We start from the raw sequence: 22,101 nt of genomic DNA on the forward strand, positions 1-22,101 counted from the left end.
GTCGCACGATCACGTTAGCCCGATCAGCCCAGGGCACCGCAAGCCCGCAAGCGGACGATCACACGATCGAGCTAATTCGACCTTGTGCGCACTCCTTGGTGAGCAGTTCCAGCCCTCCGGGGGTGGGGTCGTCCGGTGGGCGCCGTTCCTGGGGGCTGCCGCCCCCAGACCCCCGCTTCGGCCTGAGCGGCCTCGTCCTCGAACGCCGGACGGGCTGCGTACAGCCGACCGGCGCCTGAAAAACATCGTTACCGTCCCGGTCGTACCGTCACGTCGTTGATCTCCGCGTCGCGCGGCAGGTCCAGGGCCATCAGGATCGTCGTCGCGACCGACTCCGGGTCGATCCACTTCGAGGCGTCGTACGGCTTGCCCTCCTGTTGGTGGACCTTGGCCTGCATGGGGCTGGCGGTGCGGCCGGGGTAGACGGAGGTCACTCGCACGCCGTTCGGGTGCTCCTCCTGGCGGAGGGAGTCCGCGAGGGCCTTCAGGCCGTGCTTGGAGGCGGCGTACGCGGACCAGTCGGCGCTCGCGTTGAGGCCGGCGCCGGAGTTCACGAACACCACGTGCCCCTGGGTGACGCGGAGTTGCGGCAGGAAGTGGCGGGTCAGCTCGGCGGGGGCGATCAGGTTGACGTTGAGCTGGTGGCGCCAGGCCTTGGGGGTCAGCTCTCCGACCGGGCCGAGGTCGACCACGCCCGCGACGTGCAGGAGCGAGTCGATCCGGTCGGGCAGGGTCTGGTGCGAGAACGCCCAGGAGAGCTTGTCGGGGTCCGCGAGGTCGCCGACGAGGGTCTTCGCCCCCGGGTACTCTCCGGCGATCTCCTTCGCGCGGCCCGCGTCGCGCGCGTGCAGCACGAGTTCGTCCCCGCGCGCGTGCAGGCGGCGGGCGACGGCGGCGCCGATGCCGGAGCCCGCCCCGGTGATCACATGTGTAGCCATGGACGCCATGCTCGCATCACCGGGTCCCGAACGACTCCTCCAGGTAGGCCAACGCGCCCACCGGCTCCTCGGCGAAGAACACCAGGTCGGTGAGCGGGCGCGGCAGGAAGCCCTCGGCCTCCATGCGGCGGAACTGCGCCTTCAGGCCGTCGTAGAAACCCGCCGTGTTGAGCAGCACCACCGGCTTCTCCGTCTTCCCGTGCTTCTTCAGCTCCAGGATCTCGGTCGCCTCGTCGAGCGTTCCGGTGCCACCCACCATGATCACGACGGCGTCGGCCTTCTCCAGGAGCAGCGCCTTGCGCTCGGCGAGGTCCCGGGCGATCACCATCTCGTCGGCGCCCGCCCGCGCCTTGGCCGCCAGGAAGTCCACGGAGACGCCCAGCAGTCGCCCGCCCGCCTCCTGCACACCGTCGGCGACCACCTTCATCAGCCCGACGTCCGAACCGCCCCACACCAGCGTGTGGCCGCCCTTGCCGAGGAGTTCGGCGAACTCCCGAGCGGGGCGCGTGTAGCGGTCGTCGAGGTCGGCGGCGGAGAGGAAGACGCAGATATTCATGCGACTACGGTACGGGGGAAGAACCCGGGGCCCCCGCGTGCTGTCCAGATATGGCTGAAGGACACACGATCACCATCGAGCAAGGCACCCAGCGCGTGCGCGTCGTGCACGGCGACCAGGTCCTGGCGGAGAGCGATCGCCCGCTGCTCCTGCGCGAGACCGGCCTGCCGGTGCGCTACTACCTGCCTCCGGAGGATGTCCGCCTGGACCTGCTGACGCCTTCCGACACCCACACGCACTGCCCGTTCAAGGGCGACGCGTCCTACTGGTCACTTCCCGACGCTCCCGACCTGGTCTGGGCGTACCCCGAGCCCAAGCCGGACGTGGCCCGGATCAAGGACCACCTCTGCTTCTACGAGGTGGAGGTGTCGTAAACGAACCAGTAGGACCAACCAGAAGGACCGATAGGACCGATAGGACCGACCAGTAGGACAGGGAGGACCAATCAGACGGACGCCGTCGCGCGCGTGGTCGTCGCGATCGTCGCCGACCCCACCACGCGCGTGCCGTCGTACAGGACGATCGCCTGGCCGGGGGCGACCCCGCGCACCGGCTCCCTGAAGGTGACCTCGAGGGAGCCGTCGACCAGCTCGGCCGCCACCTCGGTCTCGCCGCCGTGGGCGCGGAGTTGGGCGGTGTAGGTGCCGGCACCGGTGGGGGCGGCGCCGCACCAGCGGGGCTTGATGGCCGTCAGCCCGTTCACGTCCAGGGACGCCGCGGGGCCCACCGTCACCGTGTTGTTGACCGGGGAGATGTCCAGGACGTAGCGCGGCTTGCCGTCGGCGGCCGGGGTGCCGATGCGCAGGCCCTTGCGCTGGCCGATGGTGTAGCCGTACGCGCCCTCGTGGGTGCCGATGACCGACCCGGACTCGTCGACGATGTCGCCCTCCGCCTTGCCCAGGCGGTTGGTCAGGAAGCCCTGGGTGTCGCCGTCGGCGATGAAGCAGATGTCGTGCGAGTCCGGCTTCTTGGCGACGGCGAGGCCGCGGCGCTCGGCCTCGGCGCGGATCTCGTCCTTCGTGGTGAGCGTGTCGCCGAGCGGGAACAGCGCGTGCGCGAGCTGGCGGTCGTCGAGGACACCGAGGACGTACGACTGGTCCTTGGCCATGTCGGAGGCGCGGTGCAGCTCGCGCGTACCGTCCTCGTTCACGATCACCTTCGCGTAGTGGCCCGTGCAGACCGCGTCGAAGCCGAGGGCCAGGGCCTTGTCCAGGAGCGCCGCGAACTTGATCTTCTCGTTGCAGCGCAGACAGGGATTCGGGGTGCGCCCCGCCTCGTACTCGGCGATGAAGTCCTCGACCACGTCCTCGCGGAAGCGCTCGGCGAGGTCCCACACGTAGAACGGGATGCCGATGACGTCCGCGGCGCGGCGGGCGTCGCGCGAGTCCTCGATGGTGCAACAGCCGCGCGCGCCGGTCCGGAACGATTGCGGGTTCGCCGACAGGGCGAGGTGTACACCGGTCACGTCGTGCCCGGCTTCCGCGGCGCGGGCGGCGGCAACGGCGGAGTCCACGCCGCCGGACATGGCGGCGAGGACGCGAAGGGGGCGGGGGCGCTGCGAGATCTCAGTCATAGCCCCTCCAGGGTACGGGGCGGCGGGAACCGAAGCCCGCCAGTATCCGTTGGAGATCGCAGCGGGGAGCGATGGGGAGCGATAGGGGATGGAAGCAACGGGGGGACGGATGCGATGAGTGACGGAAGCGATGGATGACTGAGGCCGCGGAGGAGACGAAGGGGCACAAGCGCACGGACGGCGACCGCCGGATCGGGCGGCGGGCTCTGCTCATCGGCGGGGCGGCGGCTGCCGTGGGTACCGCGGTACTCGCGCGGGACGAGCTCGGGCACCTGTGGTGGCGGCTGCCGAGTGTCGAGAAGCCGCGCAAGGAGGGCGAGGTCGACTTCCGCGGCGCCCAGTGGGTGGCTGCGTCGGCTGCGAACTGGCGGCGCGCGGACCGGCCCGACGACTACCGGATAGACCGGGTGATCATCCATGTCACCCAGGGCGGGTACCGAAGTGCCGTCAAGGTCTTCCAGGATCCGGGGCACGGCGCGGCCACGCACTACATCGTCCGCAAGGACGGGCACATCGCCCAGATGATCCGCGAACTGGACGTGGCGTTCCAGGCGGGGAACCGGGAGTACAACGAGCGGAGCGTCGGCATCGAGCACGAAGGCTTCGTCGAGGAGGCCTCGTCGTTCACGGACGCGATGTACGAAGCGTCGGCGCGGCTGACGGCCCGGATTTGCGCGCGGTACGACATCCCTGTCGACCGCGAGCACATCATCGGCCACGTGGAGGTGCCGGGCACGGACCACACGGATCCCGGGCAGTACTGGGACTGGGACCGGTACATACCGCTCGTACGAAAGGCACGTGCCGCGGCGGAGCGGGCGGACGCGGCCGGGGCGTAGGGGATGTCGCTCGGATCACCCCCTGGCCGACTCGAGTGACCCAATCGTGATGCTGTGAGCCATGCCCGTGACGCGCATGTCCGTTGCGTCCCGTGCGGCCGATGTGACCAGCGGCACCTCAACTCTCCCTGTTTTCAAGGGAGTTGATCCTGACTATCGTTCACCGGATTTCACAGCGCAGGCGGCGTTCTCCTAAGTCGGCCCCAGCCTTTACACAGCCCTTAGGTCGAGAGTCCACCGCCATGACTCACACCACACAGCCTGCTTCCGGCGCGGGCAGCGACAAGGGCAACGGCAAGGCCAAAGCCAAGAGCGGCGGCAAAGGCATGCACCGGCGCAAGTTCCTCGGCGGCATGGCCGGGGCCGGCATCGCGGCGGTGACGGCGGGCGGCACGGCCATCGCGTTACTGACCAACGCGGGGCAGAACAAGGCGCAGGCGGCGGGCACCACGCTGACCATCCCCGACCTGCTGGAGGGCACGACGTCGGACGGCACCACGACCTTCACCCTGGCGGCGCAGACCGGTACCAGCGAGGTGCTCAGCGGGGTGACCAGCACGACCGCGGGCTACAACCAGTCGTTCCTCGGCCCCACCATGAAGTGGACCTCCGGCGACACCGTCCTGCTGAACATCACCAACAGCCTGGACGAGGACACCACCGTCCACTTCCACGGGGCGCACGTCCCACCGAAGATGGACGGCGGCCCGCAGAACGCCTTCGCCGCCGGGGAGACCTGGTCCCCGACCTTCACGGTCCTCGACGAGGCCAAGACGCTCTGGTATCACCCGCACGCCCTGGGCACCACCGCGAAGCAGGCCACCCACGGCCTGGCGGGCATGATCATCGTCGAGGACGACTCCGACGCCTCCGCCGCGCTGCCCAGCACCTATGGCACCGACGACATCCCGATCATCCTGCAGTGCCTGGCCACCGACACCGCCGGAGACATCAAGTACGACCTGACCGGCTATCTCGGCGGCGGACTGAGCTACCCGCTGCTGTGCAACGGCACGAACGTCGACGCCACCACGCTCGCCTTCACCGCCACCAAGACCCGCACCCGCTTCCGGCTGCTCAACGCCTCACCGTCCGACATCATCACCGTCCAGCGCAGCGACGGCGCCACCCTCACCCAGATCGCCACCGACCAGGGGTATCTGACCGAGGCCACCGAAGTGGCGTCGATCCGGCTGGTGGCGGGCGCCCGCGCCGAGTTCGTCATGGAGCTCTCGGACGCGGTCACCCTGGAGGCCGTCGTGACGACGGGCTGGGTCCGCGGCGGCAGCGGCACCTACCCCTTCCTCACCGTCACCCCGGACGCCTCGGACACCCCGGACGACCTGCCGAGCAGTCTCAACACCATCACCCGGTACGACACGACCGACTTCACCGCCCGGGCGATCACGCTGGGCCAGAGCGGCGCCTCCATGACGATCAACGGCTCCGTCGGTACGAGCATGTCGGCGATGGCGATGATCAGCACCACTCTGGGCTCGGAGGAGGTGTGGACCGTCACGAACAGCACTCAACTGGAACACTCGTTCCATCTGCATGATGTGCCGTTCCAGCTGATCTCCATCAACGGAGACGCTCCGACGGGCGTCGACCTGGGCTGGTTCGACACGTACGAGGTCGTCGGCGGCGGCTCCATCGAGATCGCGATGAAGTTCACCGACTTCGCGGACGACACTTACATGTACATGCTCCACTGCCATCTGCTCCAGCACGAGGACGAGGGCATGATGGCCTCCCTCATGGTGACGGAGAGCTAGTACGCAAAGGGTGGGCGCGGCGGCGTCAGCTCAGCCCCGCCGTCCGCGCCCGCTCCACCGCCGGTCCGATCGCCTTCGCCACCGCCTCGACGTCCGCCTCCGTGGAGGTGTGGCCGAGAGAGAAGCGGAGGGTGCCGCGGGCCAGGTCGGGGTCGGTGCCGGTGGCCAGCAGGACGTGGCTGGGCTGGGCGACGCCGGCCGTGCACGCGGAGCCGGTGGAGCACTCGATGCCCTGCGCGTCCAGCAGGAGCAGCAGGGAGTCGCCCTCGCAGCCCGGGAACATGAAATGCGCGTTGGCGGGCAGGCGGCCCGCGCGGTCGGGGTCGCCGCCGAGGATCGCGTCGGGCACGGCCGTGCGCACGGCGTCCACCAGGTCGTCGCGCAGGGCGCCGATCTCCCGGGCGAACCACTCGCACTGCTCGGCGGCGAGCCGCCCCGCGACGGCGAACGACGCGATGGCGGGCACATCGAGGGTGCCGGAGCGGACATGGCGCTCCTGGCCTCCCCCGTGCAGGACCGGTACGGGGCTGTACTCGCGGCCGAGGAGCAGCGCGCCGATGCCGTACGGCCCGCCGATCTTGTGGCCCGAGACGGTCATCGCCGCGAGACCGGAGGAACCGAAGTCGACCGGGACCTGGCCGAAGGCCTGGACGGCGTCGGCGTGCAGCGGGATGCCGAACTCGGCGGCGACGTCGGCCAGTTCACGGACCGGCAGCACCGTGCCGACCTCGTTGTTGGCCCACATGACCGTGGCGAGGGCGACGTCGTCGGGGTTGCGGGCGATGGCCTCGCGCAGGGCGTCCGGGTGGACGCGGCCGTACACGTCCACCGGGAGGTACTCGATCGTGGCGCCCTCGTGTTCGCCGAGCCAGTGGACGGCATCGAGCACGGCGTGGTGCTCCACGGGGCTGGCGAGGACGCGGGTGCGGGCCGGGTCGGCGTCGCGGCGGGACCAGTACAGGCCCTTCACGGCGAGGTTGTCGGCCTCGGTGCCGCCGGCGGTGAAGACGACCTCGCTGGGGCGGGCGGCGAGGGCGTCCGCGAGGGTTTCGCGGGCTTCCTCGACCGTGCGCCGGGCTCTGCGGCCGGCGGCGTGGAGGGAGGAGGCGTTGCCCGTGATGCTCAGCTGGGCGGTCAGTGCCTCTACCGCCTCGGGGAGCATCGGCGTGGTCGCGGCGTGGTCGAGGTAAGCCATGGTGGCCCCGATTCTACGGGCCCTCACCACACGGTCTCGGCCTCGGCCCTCAGCCTAGAAGTTCCAGGACACCGTGCTGTCGAAATGCATGAACGCCAGCAGTACCAGCAGGTCGGCGATGCCCAGCCCCAGACCGAGGAAGGCGCGGCCGCGGCGGGTCGTGCCGCGCCGGAGGGCGACGGAGGCGAGGACGATGGCGATCGGGCCCAGGAAGAGGTTCAGGACCAGCAGGCCGAGGAGGCCGAGGATGAAGGAGGCGACGGCCATGCCGTCGGCGTCCCGGGCGGCGGTCCGACGGGCGGGGGTGGCGGTGAGTTCCATGAGGGGGGTCAGCTCCCGACGGTCAGTTGGTGGAGGTGCCGCGCCGGCGGGCGTTGCGCTCACGCACGGCGAAGACGGCGAGCCAAATGCCGATGACGGTGGCGGCGACGAGGGTGACGGGCAACGGGGCGTGAGCCACGGTGCCCATGACGACACCCAGCAGCAGAAGGGCGGCGACGAGGAACAGCATGAGATGCCTCTCGACGGTGAGTCCCCGTATGTTTCGGGGACTTGACGATTCAGTGAACGGTTGTAGTAACACTTGTTCACTGACTTCCGAGTCTAGCGCTCCCCTCGACTTTCCAATCACGGAGAACAGTTGTTAACTGCATGGCATGAGTCACACTCTCGGCGTCCGGCAGGCCCAGAAGCAGAAGACCCGGCAGGCACTCCTGGACGCGGCGCTGGAACTGCTGGAGGAGCAGAGCCTGAGCAGCCTGGGCCTGCGCGAGGTCACCCGCGCCGTCGGAGTCGCCCCGACCGCCTTCTACCGGCACTTCCGCTCGACGGCGGATCTCGGTGTGGCCCTGGTCGAGGAGGCGCTGGGCAGCCTGCACCCGATGATCGGCGAGACGGTGTCCGCGGCCGGCGACAGCGCCGAGCGCATCGAGCGCGCGGTCCAGCTGATCGCCCATCACGTCGAGACGCACCCCGCGCACGTCCGCTTCATCGCGCGCGAGCGGCACGGCGGCGTGCAGCCGGTGCGGGCGGCGATCAGTGAGCAACTGGCCCGGTTCACCGCGGAAGTGAAGGTCGAGCTGGCCAAGCAGCCCGAGTCGGAGGGGTGGAGCGACGGCGATCTGCTGATGCTCGCGGGCCTGTACGTCGACCAGATGCTGATGACGGCCTCGCTCTATCTGGAGGCGCTGGAAGCGTCCGAAGACGAGCGGGACCGGGTGGCCCACGTGGCGAGCCGGCAGATGCGGCTGATCAGCATCGGCCGCCGCAACTGGCTGAGGTGACGCACCCGTTACCGAGTACGCCACCCTTGGGGAATGCGGTCCGGATCAGCCCTGAGCGGTCTGCTGCCCCTGCCCCGGCTGTCCACCGCCGGGGCCGCCCCCGCAGCCGCCCTGGCCACCGCCCGGACCACCGCCCGGACCACCTGACGGCATACCCGAGGCAGCGCCCGACGGAGCCTTCCCCGTGGGCATGCCGGACGGCGTCCCGGTGGGCGAGCCCGTGGGCATCCCGGAGGGCCCACCGCTCGGCATGCCCGACGGACCTCCGCTCGGCATGCCGGACGGCTGCTGACAGCTCTGGTCGGCGTTGCCGCTGTTCGAGGACGACGACGAGTCGCCCGAGCCACAGGCCGCCAGCAGGGGCGAGAGCGCCAGCAGGGCGACGGCGGGGACGAGTCGGACACGACGGTTCATCGGGGTAACTCCCAGTTCACGGGGACCGGGTCACGGGGACCGGTTTATGACTGCCGAATGAGTGCGGGATGAGCGGAAGGACAGAGGACCAGATCCACGTAAGGCTGGGCTGTGCCAGAACTGTGGTTCGCTGTGGATCACTCGCCCGGACCACGACTCAACCGGCCCCGTACAACCCCGAGATGGTGAACGCCGGCCCCGAAGGAGCCGGCGTTCACGGGTGGTCGGCGGCCTGGCCAGGCCGAGGATCGCTCAGCCGAGCCGCACCCGGGCGAGCTGTCGGGACTGCGCGACGAGCCGGTCCGCGCTGTCCCAGACTTCGGCGTCCTCCTCCAGGAAGCCCCCGGCGAGGTTGCGCGTCTTGATCGACACCCGCAGCGGACCCGGCGCCGGACGGCACCGCACGTGCACCGTCAGCTCGACCGTCGGCACCCAGCCGGACAGCCCGAGCTCGAAGGCGGTCGGCGGCAGCGCGTCGACCGCGAGGAGCAGCGAGAGAGGGTCGTGGTCGCGACCGTCGGCGAGCCCGAACCAGGAGCGCATCTCGCCCTTCCCGGACGGCGCCCCGAGGGCCCAGCCCAGGGTCGACGGGTCGAGCTTGAGCTTCAGCCGGTCGGTGATGGCGGAGCTGCCGTCGACCGGGGTCGGTCCGTCCTCGGGCCCGAAGCAGTGCTCCATGGGCGGGAACTCGGGCGGCGTGGCCGACGTGCGGACGTCGTCGGGCAGGGTGTCGAGATCGCCGTACGAGGCGAGCACGCGGATCCGTTCGACCTCGCGGCCTTCGTCGTCGTACTGGAAGAGCGAGGCCTGCCCCGTCGACAAGCTCCGCCCGGTGCGGACCACGTCCGTGCGGACGACCGCCGGTCCCGGCTGGGACGCGGTCAGATAGTGCGCGGAGATGGTGAACGGGTCGGCGTGCGGCAGAGCGTCCCCGAGGGCGCGGCCGAGGACGGCCAGCAGATAGCCGCCGTTGACGGCGCTGATGATGGTCCATCCGGCCGTCAGATCGATGTCGTAGACGCCGGGTTCGCGCCGGGTGACCGCGGTGTCGCGGTCGAACTCACTGTCGCCGATGGTGGCCTGTACGGCGGTCCCTGCGGCCGTCCGTGCGGCCTGTATCGAAGCTGCTTCTGGCATACCTGAACGGTACAACAGGAAATTACTAAGCAGTAGCTTTTGCTGTTTCGGCCATGTGAAGCCTTCCGCTCCTACGGGGTCTCGACCTCCGTCGCCGTCGAACGACGGTTCCACGCCCGCGGTGCTCGCCAGTGGAACCGCATCGCGAGCAGTCTCAGCACGAAGGCGGTGACGGCGGCTAGGCCGCTGGTGAAGGTCGTCAACGCGTCGTAGCGGATACACAGCGCGACCATGATGGCACCGACCATCGCCGGAACCGCGTACAGATCACGGTCCCAGCGCAGCAGCGAGGGCACCTCGTTGGCGAGCACGTCGCGCAGCACACCGCCACCCACCGCGGTGGCCAGGCCGAGGGCGGCCGACGAGGTCAGGCCGAGCCCGTACTCGTACGCCTTTATCGTGCCGGCGACGCAGAACAGGCCGAGTCCGGCCGCGTCGAAGACGTTCACCGCGCCCTGGATGCGCTCCACCTGGGGGTGCAGGAAGAAGACCAGGAGGGCGGCGAGCAGCGGGGTGCTGAAGTAGCCGAGGTCGGTGAACGCGGCCGGCGGTACGGCCCCGATGATCAGGTCCCGGAAGATCCCTCCGCCCAGAGCGGTGACCTCGGCGAGGACGGCGATGCCGAAGACGTCGAAGTTCTTGCGGACGGCCAGCAGAGCGCCGGAGATCGCGAAGACGAAGATCCCCACGAGGTCGAGCCGATGCTGGACGGAGGGGCTGAACAGTTCCTGAAGCACCTGGACATTCTCACCCGTGACCGGGTGTGCGCCTTACAAAGGAAGGCCCGGAAACGCCTACAGGGCGGGTTTCCCTGTGGTGAACAGCCAGGTCTCGAAGAGATCGTCGAGCTGTCGGCCGGACACCTTCTCGGCGAGCTGGACGAAGTCGGCGGTGTTGGCGTTGTCGTAGCGGTGCAGCTTCGTCCAGGCGGGCAGCAGCTTGAAGAACGCGGTGTCGCCGATGCGCTCGCGCAGCATCTGGAGCGTCATCGCGCCGCGCTGGTAGACCGCCGAGGCGAACATGGTGTCGCGCTGCGGGTCGCCGACGACCGTCTGCCAGAAGGGCGCGTCCGCCGGCCGAGCGTTGTAGCCGGCCAGGAAGGAGTCGTGCGCCGAGCGGATGCCCTTGTGTTCGGACCACAGCCACTGGGCGTAGGTCGCGAAGCCCTCGTTGAGCCAGATGTCCTTCCAGCGCTCCACCGTGACGGAGTCCCCGAACCACTGGTGGGCCAGCTCGTGCACGATCGTCGTCTCGGAGCGTACGGCCGAGTACACGGGCTTCGACTGCACCTCCAGCGAGAACCCTGCCGCCGGCATGTCGTCGACGATCGCGCCGGTCTCCTCGAAGGGGTACGGCCCGAAGACCTGCGACCAGTAGTCGGTGGCCTCGGCCGTGACGGCGTACACGTCGACGGTGTTGCCGTCCGCGAGTACGGGGTCGATGGCGACGTAGATGGGTGTCCCGGCCGGGGTCTTCCCCGTCCGCACGTCGAACTTTCCGATGGTCGCGGTCGCGAGATAGGTCGCCATGGGCTTGCTCTCACGCCAGTGCGTGACGGTCTGGCCGCCCTTGTCGTAGGTCGAGACGAGGCGGCCGTTGGAGACGCCGGTCAGGCCCTTCGGTGCCTTGATCCGGATGTCGTACGTCGCCTTGTCGTCGGGGTGGTCGCTGGACGGGAACCAGGTGGAGGCGGCGTTCGGCTCGCAGGCGACGAAGACGCCGTCGGTGGTCTTCATCCAGCCGTAGTTCGAGCCGAAGACGATGGGGCCGCCGAGGGGTTCGGGGACGCCACCGTACGTGACGGTCACCGTGAAGGTCCGCCCCTTCGGCAGCGCGCCGTGCGGGGTGACGCGGATCTCGTCGCCCTCGCGCGTGAAGCCGGCGCGTCTGCCGTTCACCTCGACCCGGGTGACCTCCAGCTGCTGGAGGTCGAGATCGAAGGAGGAGAGGGACTGGGTGGCGCGGGCCGTGATCGTCGTACGGCCGTCGAGGCGGTCGGTGTCCGGGTTGTACGCCACGTCCAGGTCGTAGTGGCGGGCGTCGAAGCCACCGTTGCCGAGCTGGGGGAAGTAGGAGTCGCCGATGCCGTCGGCGCCCGGGGTCGGGGCGGAGGAGGCGGCGATGACGAGGAAGGAGGCCGCCGCGGTCGCGAGGGCCCCTAAACGTGCCGAACGGGAGAGTGCCATGAGCGTCCCTTTCGAACGTGTTCCGATCGGTCCTGATCAGATGGACACGCGAGACTCTGCACTCTCCCGTTCGGGCATGTTCATGACTTTGCCCAATCGTCATTGCCTACTTGTCAGTTGACTCCTGACGATCGGCTTCCGCGGGCGCCTTGGCGGCGGGCGCGACGGGGGCGGACGCCTCGGCGGGGGCGGACTCGTCCGCCTCGGCGGACACTGCGCCTTCGGCGGGCGCGTCGGCTTCGGCTTCGGCTTCGGCTTCGGCTTCGGCTTCGGCTTCGGCTTCAGCGGGCGCTTCGGCTTCGGCTTCGGCTTCGGCTACGGCTACGGCTTCGGCTCCAGCGGGCGCTTCGGCTTCGGCTTCGGCTTCGGCGGAAGCGTCAGCCTTGGCCGACTCGTCCGCTTCGGCGGCTTCATCCGCTTCGCCGGAAGCGTCGGCCTCGGCGTCGGCGTCGGCGTCGGCGTCGGCGTCGGCGTCGGCGTCGGCGTCGGCGTCGGCGTCGGCCGGGGCAGTCTCGTCCGCCGTGGCGGGCTCCTCGGCCTCGTCAGCCTCAGCAGCCTCGTCAGCCTCCGCGGTCTCTGCAGCCTCGGCGGTCTCGGTGGCCTCCGCGGACTCAGAAGTCTCCGCAGCCTTCTCAGCCTCGAGAGTCTCCTCGGTCGCAGCACCCTCCGCGGCCTCGGCCTCAGCCGCGGCCACGTCCGTCGGCTCCGACGCCGACCCCTCCGCCAGTACCGCCGCCGGCACCAGCTCGATGGCCTCCTTGGCCGCCGACAGGAGAACCACGTCCTGCGGTGCCTGGTCCGCCGCGTTCTCGGGGTGGTGGCAGGCGACCTGCTGACCCGGCTTCAGCTCCAGGAGCGGCGGCTCGGTCGTCTTGCAGATCTCCGTGGCCTTCCAGCACCGCGTGTGGAAGCGGCAGCCGCTGGGCGGCGCGATCGGCGAGGGCACGTCGCCCTTGAGCAGGATGCGCTCGCTCTTGACACCCCGCCGTGCCGGGTCCGGGATCGGCACCGCGGACATCAGCGCCTTGGTGTACGGGTGCATCGGCGCCGTGTACAGCGAGTCGCGGTCGGCCAGCTCGACGATCTTGCCGAGGTACATCACCGCGACCCGGTCCGACACGTGCCGGACCACCGACAGGTCGTGCGCGATGATCACGTACGTCAGGCCCAGCTCCTGCTGGAGGTCGTCCAGCAGGTTCACCACCTGCGCCTGGATCGACACGTCCAGCGCGGAGACCGGCTCGTCCGCGACGACCAGCTTCGGGTTGAGCGCGAGCGCACGGGCGATGCCGATGCGCTGGCGCTGACCGCCGGAGAACTCGTGCGGGTAGCGGTTGTAGTGCTCGGGGTTGAGGCCGACGACCGACAGCAGCCGCTGCACTTCCTTCTTGATGCCGCCCTCGGGCTCGACACCCTGGAGCTTGAAGGGAGCGCCGATGATCGTGCCGATGGTGTGGCGCGGGTTCAGCGACGAGTACGGGTCCTGGAAGATCATCTGCACGTCCCGGCGCAGCGGGCGCATCCCGCCGACGCCGAGGTGCGTAATGTCCTTGCCCTCGAACTCGATCTTTCCGCCGGTCGGTTCCAGCAGCCGGGTGATCAGTCGGCCCATCGTGGACTTGCCGCAGCCGGACTCGCCCACGACGCCGAGCGTCTCACCGGACCGGACCTCGAAGTCGAGGCCGTCGACCGCGTGCACCGCGCCGACCTGACGCTGAAGCAGGCCCTTCTTGATCGGGAAGTGCTTCTTCAGCCCAGTGACCTTCAGCAGGACCTCGGCGTCGGCACGACCCGGTCCTTCACTCTGCGCGGGAATCGTCACCGCTTTCTCGTCACTCACAGCTTCGGCGCAATCTCTTCGATCCAGATACGCTCCCGCTGCTCCTTGCCCAGGTGGCAGGCAGCCCAATGCCGACTGCCGACCTCGGCGAGCTCGGGACGGACGGTGCGGGTGACGTTGTCCTTCGGGAGGTCCGCGTACGGGCAGCGCGGGTTGAAGGCGCAGCCGGACGGGATGTTGATCAGGGACGGCGGGGAACCCTTGACCGGGATCAGGCGCTCGGTCTGCGCACGGTCCAGGCGCGGCATCGAGCCGAGCAGACCCCAGGTGTAAGGGTGGCGGGGCTCGTAGAACACCTTCTCGGCCGGGCCCCGCTCGACGCAGCGACCGCCGTACATCACCAGGATGTCGTCGGCCAGTTCGGCGACGACGCCCAGGTCGTGGGTGATGACGATGACCGCGGAGCCGAACTCTTTCTGCAAGTCCCGGATCAGGTCGAGGATCTGCGCCTGGACGGTCACGTCGAGAGCGGTCGTCGGCTCGTCCGCGATCAGCAGCTCGGGGTTGTTGACCAGCGACATCGCGATCATGGCGCGCTGGCGCATACCACCGGAGAACTCGTGCGCGTAGCTGTCCACCCGCTTGTCCGGCTGCGGGATGCCGACCCGGTCGAGCATCTCGACCGCACGACGTTTGGCGGTCTTCTTGTTGACGTCGTGGTGGATCCGGTACGCCTCCACGATCTGCTGGCCGATCGTGTAGTACGGGTGCAGCGCCGACAGCGGATCCTGGAAGATCATCGCCATCTCACGGCCGCGCAGCTTGCGCACGTGGTCCGGGTCGGCGGAGAGCAGCTCGGTGCCGTCCAGCCAGATCTCACCGGAGATCTGCGCCTTGCGCTTGCCGTACTGGCCGGCGGTGTGCAGGCCCATGATGCCGAGCGAGGTCACCGACTTGCCGGAGCCGGACTCGCCCACGATGCCGAGGGTCTTGCCCTTCTCCAGCTGGAAGCTCAGCCCGTCGACGGACTTGACCAGGCCGTCGTCGGTCGGGAAGTGCACCTTGAGGTCGCGCACTTCCAAGAAGGCGGACGGGGCGGGCGAGGCGGAGGTGGGCTCGCCCACGGCCGCTCCGCTCTTGCTGAGGTCGGTCACGAGAGCCTCACTCGGGGGTCGATCACGGCGTACAGGATGTCCACCACGAGGTTGGCGACGAGCACCGCGAGAGAAGTGATCAGGGTGACGCCCAGGATGATGGGCAGGTCCTGGTTCTTGATGGCGTTGAGCACGGCCTGGCCGAGACCGGGCAGGTTGAACGCCGTCTCGGTCAGGATCGCACCTCCGATGAGGGCGCCCAGGTCCATGCCGAGCATGGTCAGGAGAGGCGTCATCGTGGAGCGCATGGCGTGCTTGCCGATGACGGTCTGCTCCTTGAGGCCCTTGGCGCGGGCGGTGCGGATGTAGTCCTCGCCAAGGATCTCCAGCATGGTGGCGCGGGTGATGCGCGCGTACACGGCCGCGTACAGGAACGCGAGGGTGATCCACGGCAGGATCAGCCCGCCGAACCAGCCGCTTGGACTGTCCGCGAAGGGAACGTACTGCCCGTCGAACCAGTTCAGTCCGTAGACGAAGACCGACAGGGCGACCATGCCGGTGAAGTAGATCGGGAGGGAGACGCCCGAGAGCGCGACCACCATCGCGCCGCGGTCCCACAGGCTGCCTCGCTTGAGCGCGGACAGCACGCCCGCCGAGACGCCGAGGATCAGCCACAGCACGGCGGCACCGAGCGCGAGAGCCAGGGTGACCGGGAAGCGGTCGGTCAGCACCGGCCAGACGGCCTGCTCGCTGCGGAAGGAGTAACCGAAGCACGGTGCGGCGCAGTGGACGCTGTCCCCGCCGCCCGTGTAGGTGCGACCGGCGAAGATGCCCTTGAAGAACTCCCAGACCTGGGCGTAGATCGGGTCGCCCAGGCCCAGCTTCTCGCGTACACCCTCGACGGCGGCAGGGTCGGCCTGCTTGCCCACGAAGCTCAAGGCGATGTCGACGCCAGCCCACTTGGGGATGAGGAAGAAGATGCCGAAGACCACCATGACGATGACCACAAGCATCACTGCGGCGGCGAACAACCGCCTGATGAGGTAAGCGAGCACAGCTCTCGGCCCGCCGCGGACCGCGGGCCATCGGAGGTCTTCCGATGGCCCGCGATCACGCTGCGCCGGCCTTCACCTGCCTTTCGTGCCGTTCGGCGGGTGTGCCGGGTTTACTTCTTCGGGTTCTTCAGGCCGAGGTTGACGAAGTCGTACTGACCGCTGTAGCCGTCGGTCGTGTAGACGTTCGCCAGGTTGTCCGAGCGCCAGTTGATGAACCGCTCGTAGACGAAGGGCAGGTAGTACGCACCCTCCATCACCTTGTGGTTGATCTCCGTGGAGATCTTGGTCTTGCCGGCGTCGTCCAGGGTGGTGACGTACGAGTCGAACAGACCGTCGATCGTCTTGTCCTTGATGAGCGCGTAGTTGTTGTTACCGCTCTCCGCGATGTACTTGCTGCTCCACAGCGGCAGACCGAAGCCCTGGATGGTCGGGAAGTCCGGACCCCAGCCCATGATGATGATGCCGTAGCCCTTCTTCTTCACGTTCGAGGGGCTGCCGATGACGCCGGAGCTCTGCGAGCCGTCGAACTGGTCGATCTCGGCGGTGATGCCGATCTTCTTCAGCGACGCCTGGAGCGACTGGGCGGTGGCCACCTCGACCGGCTTGTTGTTGCGGACCGCGATGGTGGTCTTGAAGCCGTTCGGCTTACCGCAGGCCTTCAGGGCCTCCTTGGCCTTGGCCTCGTTGCCGTTCTTGTTGGCGCCGGCCAGCTCGTACGGGTCGTACTTCTGACCCTCGGCGCCCGGGACCGACGGGGGCAGCATGTTCGCGCCGATGTCGCCACCGGCGATCGGGCCGCCGCGCGCGGTCTGCAGCGACACGTGGTCGGCGCCGTAGATCACGGCCTTGCGGCACTCGATGTTGTCGAACGGCTTCACACTCTGCGGGAAGACCGCGTAACGGACGTAACCGGAGACCGGGTTGTCCAGGTTGCCCTTGTGCTCCTTCAGGGCGGTGGTCCGACCCTGCGGCGACATGCCGGTCTGGTTCAGGTCGAGGTCCAGGTCACCGCTGATCAGGCGCTGGTCCAGCTGGTTGGCGTCCGAGAAGAACTGGATGGTGATCGCGTCCGGGTAGGCCTTGCGGATCGGGTCCGAGGCCTGCTTCCAGGAGGTGTTGCGGACCAGCTTGAGGTCCTTGCCCGGGCTGTAGGACTCGAACTTGTACGGGCCGGAGGAGAACGGCTTCAGGGCGTACTTGGACTTGGTGTCCTTGTCCTGGCGCACCGGCGAGGCCGAGGTCAGGGCCAGCATCTCCTCGAAGTCCGAGTTGGCCTGCGGGAGGTGGAAGACGATGGTCTTGTCGTCCGGCGTGTCGATCGCCTTCAGACCCAGCTTGTCCGCGGACTTGTCCTTGTACGGGCCCTTGTACTCGCCCTTGGGGTCCAGTACGTCCTTCAGGTACGTCGGACCGCCGGACAGCACGTCCTGCGCCCACACGCGCTCGATGCCGTACTTCACGTCCTTGGACGTGATCGCCTTGCCGTCCTCCCACGTGCTGCCGTCACGCAGGGTGTACGTGTAGGTCTTGCCGTCGTCCGTGACCTTGGCGGTCGAGGTGGCGAGGTCCGGAGTGACCTCGGCGCCCGCCGGGCCCGGCTCGGCCTTGTTCGTGACGAGCTGACGGCTGTAGTAGCGGGAGAAGTTCCACATCATGCCGTAGTAGCCACGCGTGGTGTCCCACGAGTCGGCGTCCTGCGCGGCACCGAACTTCAGCGTCCCGCCCTTCTTGGCGAGCGAAGCCTGGGCGACCTTGTTGTTCGCGGCGTCGAAGCCGGCGGCGCCGGTCTTCGAGCCGCCCTTGTCGCCGTCGTCTCCGTCGCCGCCGCCGCACGCCGCTGTGGTCAGCAGCGCGGCCACCACGGCGGCAGCGGCAAGTGCCCGCTTCCGCTGCCCTGAGGTGCGTTGGGTAGTCACGATCTCGGATCCTCCGGATTGATGAGAGACCCCGTGTGAGTGCCACGGGACGGTTGTGGTGCGGCGGTTCAACGGGAAGCCTTCGGGTCCAGCGCGTCCCGGACGCCGTCGCCGAAGAGGTTGAAGGCCAGCACGGTGATGAAGATCGCCACACCCGGGACCACCATGTACATGGGGTCCGACTCGTAGTAGTCGATCGCGCTCGAGAGCATCTGCCCCCAGGAGGCGGTGGGCGGCTTGACGCCCACGCCCAGGAAGCTGAGTGCCGCCTCGGTGAGGATGTTGGTGGGGATCATCATCGTCGTGTAGACGATGATCGGGGCAACGAGGTTGGGCAGTAGCTCCTTGAACAGGATGTACATCCGCCCGGCGCCCAGCGATCGGGCGGCCTCGACGTACTCGCGCTCACGCATCGAGAGTGTCTGACCGCGCACCACGCGTCCGATGTAGGGCCAGCCGAAGAAGCCGATGACCAGGATCATCACGAACACACGCACACTCGACCCGGTCAGGCCCAGCATGTTGTTCGGCATGACGGAGACCAGCGCGATGATGAACAGCAGCTGCGGGAAGGCGAGCAGACCGTCCATCACCCGGCTGATGAGGGAGTCGACCCAGCCGCCGAAGAAGCCGGCGAGGATGCCCAGGACGACCCCGAGGATCACCGCGACGATGGCGGACAGGAAGCCCACCAGCAGCGAGATCCGGGCTCCGTAGAGGATGCGGGCGAAGATGTCGCGGCCGTTGACCGGCTCGACGCCCAGCAGGTGGTCGCCGCTGATGCCGCCCAGGGAACCCGTGGGGGTGCCGAACAGCGGGTCGATGAGGTTCTCGTGATACTCGTTCGGGTCCTGCCCGAGGATGCCCGTGATGACCGGGGCGAGCAGGGCGACCACGACAAGGACGAGGACGACGATGCCGCCCGTCAGGGCGAGCTTGTCCCGCTTGAGGCGCTCCCAGGCGATCCGGCCCAGGGAACGGCCCTGAACGGCCTTCGCGCCGGCGGCAGCCGCCGCTTCTTCGGCCGCGCCGGGGGCCGCTTCCGCGGTCGGCTCGTGCAATGGTGCCGTCATCTGGCAGGGACCCCTCTCAACCGGCGGTAGCCGGCCCGCGCTTGCCGCGGTAGCGGCGTGATCGTCCGTCGTACGCAGGGGATAAACCCCCTGGAGCGGGAGTCTTCAACGCTTTGGCGATCAGTAGCCAGACCTGACGGGGAAAGGATGCGTAAACGTGATGCAGGTAGGTGGGTTCCGTTATCCGGACGGTGGGTAACGGCCGTCGGACAGTGTCTTATTGGGACATATCCGACAGAAACGGGCCCAACTGCCCCTATCTACGCGCGAAGAAACCCTGTCTTGCCCAGCAGGCGAGACCGGAGACCGAGGGTCAGTAGCGACCGGGGGGCGGGTAACCGTAACCCGCCGCGGGGGCCTGGACCGGCGCCGTGGCGGGGGCAGCGTGGGCCTCGCGGTCGTAGAACGGCCGGGCGTTGGCCCGCAGCCACATCGCCACCGGGTCGTACTCGTCGGACATCGCCACGGTCGACACGGGCAGCCCGTCCGGCACCGCGCCGATGGACTGCTGCATCATCGCCCGCACGGAGTCGACGGCGGGCGGCGAAGTGTCGTACACGTCGAGGCCGATGGCCAGATATGGCGCCCCGAGTGCGGGCTGCACCCAGGCACGGCGCAGCGAGCGCACGGCGGTGGTGCGGTGCGCGTTCTGCGTGAGCAGGGCGTAGAACTGCGGGATCTCGACGCCTGGTTCGGAGAGCCGCAGCGGGCCCGCGGGCTGGCGCTCCAGGCCCGCGGCGATCCGGCGCAGATCCAGCCAGGGGATGCCGACCCCGCCGCCGGGGGCGTGCGGATTGAGCCAGAGTCCGAAGTGGTCGGGGTAGAGGGTGCGGGCCACGTCGAGGCCGTCGACGACTTCGTACGACCGGTTCCAGCCGCTGGCCGAGAGCTCCTGGGCGGAGGTGACGCACGGCGCGTAACCGAAGCCGTCGACCTCCATGTTCCCGTACTGCGCGTCCGGGGAGCCGGCCTGGCCGTGCCAGAGCAGCATCCAGACCTGGCCGGACGACGGGGTCGCGAGCGCGCGAAGGAGCGCCTCGTAGGCGTCGTAACGCCCGGGCGTCACCTGGCGCAGCATCTGCTCGACCTGCCCGGCCGCGGCCGTGCCCGACGCACTCACTCTCAACCGCCCCTTCGCGAAGACATCACGATGAACTCAACTCATTGCCCCGGAGGCGAAACAGCCTCATCCGACCGAGCCATGTAACCAGGTTAAGCGGGGATCCTGACAGTTACTTGACGCGCGGCACGGGAGGTCTTCACGACGTCAGTATCCCTGCTGGTAGAACGGGCGCACATGTGCCCGCAACCATTCCCCCACCGGGTCCTGGGCGACGTCGAGAAACACCATGTTCACCGGGCGGTCCACCGGCACCCGGCCGAGCGCACGTCCGAGGGCCGCCAGCGGGAGCGTGGTGGCGTCGCCCTCCCACTGGGACAGTTCGACCCCGATGAACATCACGGGGTCGTCGCCCTCGATGCTGGCCAGGCAGCGGCGCGCGGTCAGCACCACGCCGCTCTCCGCGAACTCGGCCGAGGCCGCGGCCAGGAAGTCGACCGGGTCGTCCTGCCAGTCGGGTTCGGAGAGCCGCACCCGGCCGCCGCTCGCGGGTCCGTCCAGCGGGGTGCGCCCGGACCGGCACACCTCGGCGACCGCCGGTGGCGGCAGCGGGATGCCGACCACACCGCCCGGATTGATCGCGATACCCACCTGCGGGGGCAGACCGCGGGCGAACTCGACGGCGGGCGCGATCGTGAACGACAGGTGGCTGCCGACGACCTGGCGGAACTGCTCCTCCGAGCTGAAGACCGGCACGTACGCCTGGCCCTCGATCTCCAGCGTGGGCAGATCGAGGGGACCGGAGTGAGGTCCGCCGCCGCTGGGCAGGGGCACCCAGACGAAGCTGCGGCCGAGGACCTCGACGATGCGGCCGCCTGCCGAGGGCACCCCGAGGGACGCGGAGAGCACCTCCTCCAGCTCGTTGCCCGGCCATCCGCCGTGCGGATGGGGGTGCGGGCGCGCCGGTGCCGGGAAGTCTGGGAAGTCCATCTGTCTACCTGTCTACCGCCTGCTGTGAACCACTGCTCCGGCTGGAAAGGTTAATGGGCTCGTACGACAACGCCGTACGAGCATCACCCGTCCAGCCGTACGAGCCGTCACGTGGGCAGTCGTACGGGCCGTCACGCGTCCGGGCGCGCGAACTGTCACACCATCGGCCGTACGAGGGATCGGCCGCACCAGGGATCAGCTGCCGAAGTCGATCCGGCGCAGCACGTTCGCCGCGTCCCGGTCCAGCAGCACCGCCGAGCCGCAGCCCTCCGGCAGGTCACCCCGCTCGACGGAGCGCAGCAGCCGGGCCGCCGCGCCCCGGTGACGCGCGAACGCGTACCGCGAGACGCCGCGGCCGCGCTCGCGCTGGCCCTCCAGGGCGGTGCCCGGTGCGACGTCGAGCAGCAACAGGTGCAGGGCGCCGCCCCGGCGACGGGCCTCGCGGGCGAGCCAGCGGCGCACCCAGGCCTGTGTGCCGCAGTCGTGCACGACGACGCCGGCACCGGAGCGCAGCACGCGGCGCAGGCCCGCGTAGTGCGCGAGGCGGACGAGGGGGCGATAGACCGCGTACGGGAGCCGGCCTGCCATCCGCTCGTCCCAGCGGTCGCGGGTGTCCTGCGAGTCGATGCGCGGGCCCGCGACGGCGCGGCGCATCAGCGTCGACTTGCCGCTGCCCGGCAGCCCGGTGACGACCACCAGGTCGGACGCGCCGAAGTGCAGACCATGTGGGCTGCGTCCGGCCCGGTCCCTGAGATCGCGGACGACGGCCGTCGGGAGCGGGCCGCACGCCTCCCGGGCCTTGGCACGGGGCTGATCGGGCAGTGCGACGGCCGAGGTCGTCGCGTACGCCGTGGTCCTGTTCACCGTGATCGTCCTCCCCTGGGGTCAGGAAGTCCTTTCCCCGCTGAGTGTAAAGAGAAGGTAATACGCCGTGTCTCCCGTTTCCGTTCTCGGACTGCCACAGGCCGGTTACAGATCCGGGCTGCCGGTACCCGGCCGCACGTGCGATGATGTGCGCGCCAACTGCATACCGGCCGCTTGAATCCGCGCGGGAGAGTTCCTGGTGAGTCCTTGAGGACCGCTGGGGCGCCGAAGGAGCAAGTCCCTCCCTTGAATCTCTCAGGCCCCGTTACCGCGCGGGCGAGGCACATCTGAAAAGCGAGCCGCTGTCAGTGGCTCCACCCAAGGTGCAAGTCAGGATCACCGCCGAGCGGGGTCGTGATGAACCTCTCAGGTT

The 22,101-nt window shown here is 69.1% G+C and carries 21 protein-coding genes and 1 riboswitch; of the genes, 4 read left to right on the forward strand and 17 right to left on the reverse strand.

Features of this window, described 5'->3' with window-relative positions:
• Positions 1 to 248: 248 nt before the first annotated feature.
• Complete coding sequence (locus AB0D57_RS32545) at positions 249 to 947, reverse strand: SDR family oxidoreductase (RefSeq protein WP_362081217.1); 699 nt, start codon at positions 945 to 947, stop codon at positions 249 to 251.
• Between the two features lie 7 nt (positions 948 to 954).
• The gene (locus AB0D57_RS32550) at positions 955 to 1,494 is read right to left on the reverse strand and encodes a TIGR00730 family Rossman fold protein (RefSeq protein WP_362081221.1); all 540 of its coding nucleotides are present in this window, start codon (positions 1,492 to 1,494) and stop codon (positions 955 to 957) included.
• A 50-nt stretch (positions 1,495 to 1,544) separates the two neighbouring features.
• On the opposite strand from AB0D57_RS32550, the gene AB0D57_RS32555 reads away from it, so the two are divergent.
• On the forward strand, positions 1,545 to 1,868 hold the full coding sequence (locus AB0D57_RS32555) for a DUF427 domain-containing protein (protein ID WP_362081224.1): 324 nt from the start codon (positions 1,545 to 1,547) through the stop codon (positions 1,866 to 1,868).
• 71 nt (positions 1,869 to 1,939) lie between these two features.
• Here AB0D57_RS32555 and mnmA read toward each other — a convergent pair whose 3' ends face one another.
• Positions 1,940 to 3,067 carry a tRNA 2-thiouridine(34) synthase MnmA gene (mnmA, locus tag AB0D57_RS32560; RefSeq protein WP_362081227.1) on the reverse strand — a complete coding sequence of 376 codons (1,128 nt, stop codon included), beginning with the start codon at positions 3,065 to 3,067 and terminating at the stop codon, positions 1,940 to 1,942.
• A gap of 134 nt (positions 3,068 to 3,201) precedes the next feature.
• On the opposite strand from mnmA, the gene AB0D57_RS32565 reads away from it, so the two are divergent.
• Together AB0D57_RS32565 and AB0D57_RS32570 are read left to right on the forward strand one after the other, a co-directional pair.
• On the forward strand, positions 3,202 to 3,906 hold the full coding sequence (locus tag AB0D57_RS32565; protein WP_362081230.1) for an N-acetylmuramoyl-L-alanine amidase: 705 nt from the start codon (positions 3,202 to 3,204) through the stop codon (positions 3,904 to 3,906).
• A gap of 242 nt (positions 3,907 to 4,148) precedes the next feature.
• On the forward strand, positions 4,149 to 5,681 hold the full coding sequence (locus AB0D57_RS32570; protein WP_362081233.1) for a multicopper oxidase domain-containing protein: 1,533 nt from the start codon (positions 4,149 to 4,151) through the stop codon (positions 5,679 to 5,681).
• 25 nt (positions 5,682 to 5,706) lie between these two features.
• On the opposite strand, the gene AB0D57_RS32575 is transcribed toward AB0D57_RS32570, so the two are convergent.
• From AB0D57_RS32575 to AB0D57_RS32585, 3 genes are read right to left on the reverse strand one after another with little or no spacing between them, the layout of a single operon-like run.
• Complete coding sequence (locus AB0D57_RS32575) at positions 5,707 to 6,876, reverse strand: cysteine desulfurase family protein (protein WP_362081236.1); 1,170 nt, start codon at positions 6,874 to 6,876, stop codon at positions 5,707 to 5,709.
• Positions 6,877 to 6,930: 54 nt separating this feature from the next.
• Positions 6,931 to 7,197: a DUF4190 domain-containing protein gene (locus AB0D57_RS32580; RefSeq protein ID WP_362081239.1), complete on the reverse strand. Its 267-nt coding sequence runs from the start codon at positions 7,195 to 7,197 to the stop codon at positions 6,931 to 6,933.
• Positions 7,198 to 7,219: 22 nt separating this feature from the next.
• A complete protein-coding gene (locus AB0D57_RS32585; RefSeq protein ID WP_362081242.1) occupies positions 7,220 to 7,387 on the reverse strand; it encodes a hypothetical protein in 168 nt (55 codons plus the stop codon).
• A gap of 145 nt (positions 7,388 to 7,532) precedes the next feature.
• Here AB0D57_RS32585 and AB0D57_RS32590 point away from each other — a divergent pair, with 145 nt between their 5' ends.
• A complete protein-coding gene (locus AB0D57_RS32590) occupies positions 7,533 to 8,159 on the forward strand; it encodes a TetR family transcriptional regulator (RefSeq protein ID WP_362081245.1) in 627 nt (208 codons plus the stop codon).
• Between the two features lie 666 nt (positions 8,160 to 8,825).
• On the opposite strand, the gene AB0D57_RS32595 is transcribed toward AB0D57_RS32590, so the two are convergent.
• The 11 genes from AB0D57_RS32595 to AB0D57_RS32645 all read right to left on the reverse strand — a co-directional run bounded on the left by AB0D57_RS32595 (position 8,826) and on the right by AB0D57_RS32645 (position 21,734).
• The gene (locus AB0D57_RS32595) at positions 8,826 to 9,710 is read right to left on the reverse strand and encodes a thioesterase family protein (protein ID WP_362081248.1); all 885 of its coding nucleotides are present in this window, start codon (positions 9,708 to 9,710) and stop codon (positions 8,826 to 8,828) included.
• Positions 9,711 to 9,781: 71 nt separating this feature from the next.
• Complete coding sequence (locus tag AB0D57_RS32600; RefSeq protein WP_362081251.1) at positions 9,782 to 10,447, reverse strand: trimeric intracellular cation channel family protein; 666 nt, start codon at positions 10,445 to 10,447, stop codon at positions 9,782 to 9,784.
• A gap of 57 nt (positions 10,448 to 10,504) precedes the next feature.
• On the reverse strand, positions 10,505 to 11,896 hold the full coding sequence (locus tag AB0D57_RS32605; protein ID WP_362081254.1) for a M1 family metallopeptidase: 1,392 nt from the start codon (positions 11,894 to 11,896) through the stop codon (positions 10,505 to 10,507).
• A gap of 106 nt (positions 11,897 to 12,002) precedes the next feature.
• Positions 12,003 to 13,718, reverse strand: coding sequence for a dipeptide ABC transporter ATP-binding protein (locus tag AB0D57_RS32610; RefSeq protein WP_362081353.1), 1,716 nt, complete (start codon positions 13,716 to 13,718; stop codon positions 12,003 to 12,005).
• Between the two features lie 14 nt (positions 13,719 to 13,732).
• Positions 13,733 to 14,830, reverse strand: coding sequence for an ABC transporter ATP-binding protein (locus tag AB0D57_RS32615; RefSeq protein WP_362081257.1), 1,098 nt, complete (start codon positions 14,828 to 14,830; stop codon positions 13,733 to 13,735).
• Positions 14,827 to 15,825 (reverse strand): ABC transporter permease, encoded by a 999-nt coding sequence (locus AB0D57_RS32620; RefSeq protein ID WP_362081260.1) that lies wholly within the window; start codon positions 15,823 to 15,825, stop codon positions 14,827 to 14,829. The genes AB0D57_RS32615 and AB0D57_RS32620 overlap by 4 nt, the downstream gene beginning before the upstream one ends.
• Positions 15,826 to 15,935: 110 nt before the next feature.
• The gene (locus AB0D57_RS32625) at positions 15,936 to 17,741 is read right to left on the reverse strand and encodes an ABC transporter substrate-binding protein (RefSeq protein WP_362081263.1); all 1,806 of its coding nucleotides are present in this window, start codon (positions 17,739 to 17,741) and stop codon (positions 15,936 to 15,938) included.
• 68 nt (positions 17,742 to 17,809) lie between these two features.
• The gene (locus AB0D57_RS32630) at positions 17,810 to 18,814 is read right to left on the reverse strand and encodes an ABC transporter permease (RefSeq protein WP_362081266.1); all 1,005 of its coding nucleotides are present in this window, start codon (positions 18,812 to 18,814) and stop codon (positions 17,810 to 17,812) included.
• A 313-nt stretch (positions 18,815 to 19,127) separates the two neighbouring features.
• The gene (locus AB0D57_RS32635; protein WP_362081269.1) at positions 19,128 to 19,934 is read right to left on the reverse strand and encodes an enhanced serine sensitivity protein SseB C-terminal domain-containing protein; all 807 of its coding nucleotides are present in this window, start codon (positions 19,932 to 19,934) and stop codon (positions 19,128 to 19,130) included.
• A 147-nt stretch (positions 19,935 to 20,081) separates the two neighbouring features.
• Positions 20,082 to 20,864, reverse strand: a complete 783-nt coding sequence (locus AB0D57_RS32640; RefSeq protein WP_362081272.1) for an enhanced serine sensitivity protein SseB — start codon at positions 20,862 to 20,864, stop codon at positions 20,082 to 20,084.
• A gap of 195 nt (positions 20,865 to 21,059) precedes the next feature.
• A complete protein-coding gene (locus AB0D57_RS32645; RefSeq protein ID WP_362081356.1) occupies positions 21,060 to 21,734 on the reverse strand; it encodes an AAA family ATPase in 675 nt (224 codons plus the stop codon).
• A 169-nt stretch (positions 21,735 to 21,903) separates the two neighbouring features.
• A riboswitch (glycine riboswitch) is annotated at positions 21,904 to 22,009 on the forward strand.
• The last annotated feature ends 92 nt before the right edge of the window (positions 22,010 to 22,101 follow it).

It is taken from the genome of Streptomyces sp. NPDC048275 (genome assembly GCF_040652275.1).
In the GTDB taxonomy this organism is placed as follows: domain Bacteria; phylum Actinomycetota; class Actinomycetes; order Streptomycetales; family Streptomycetaceae; genus Streptomyces.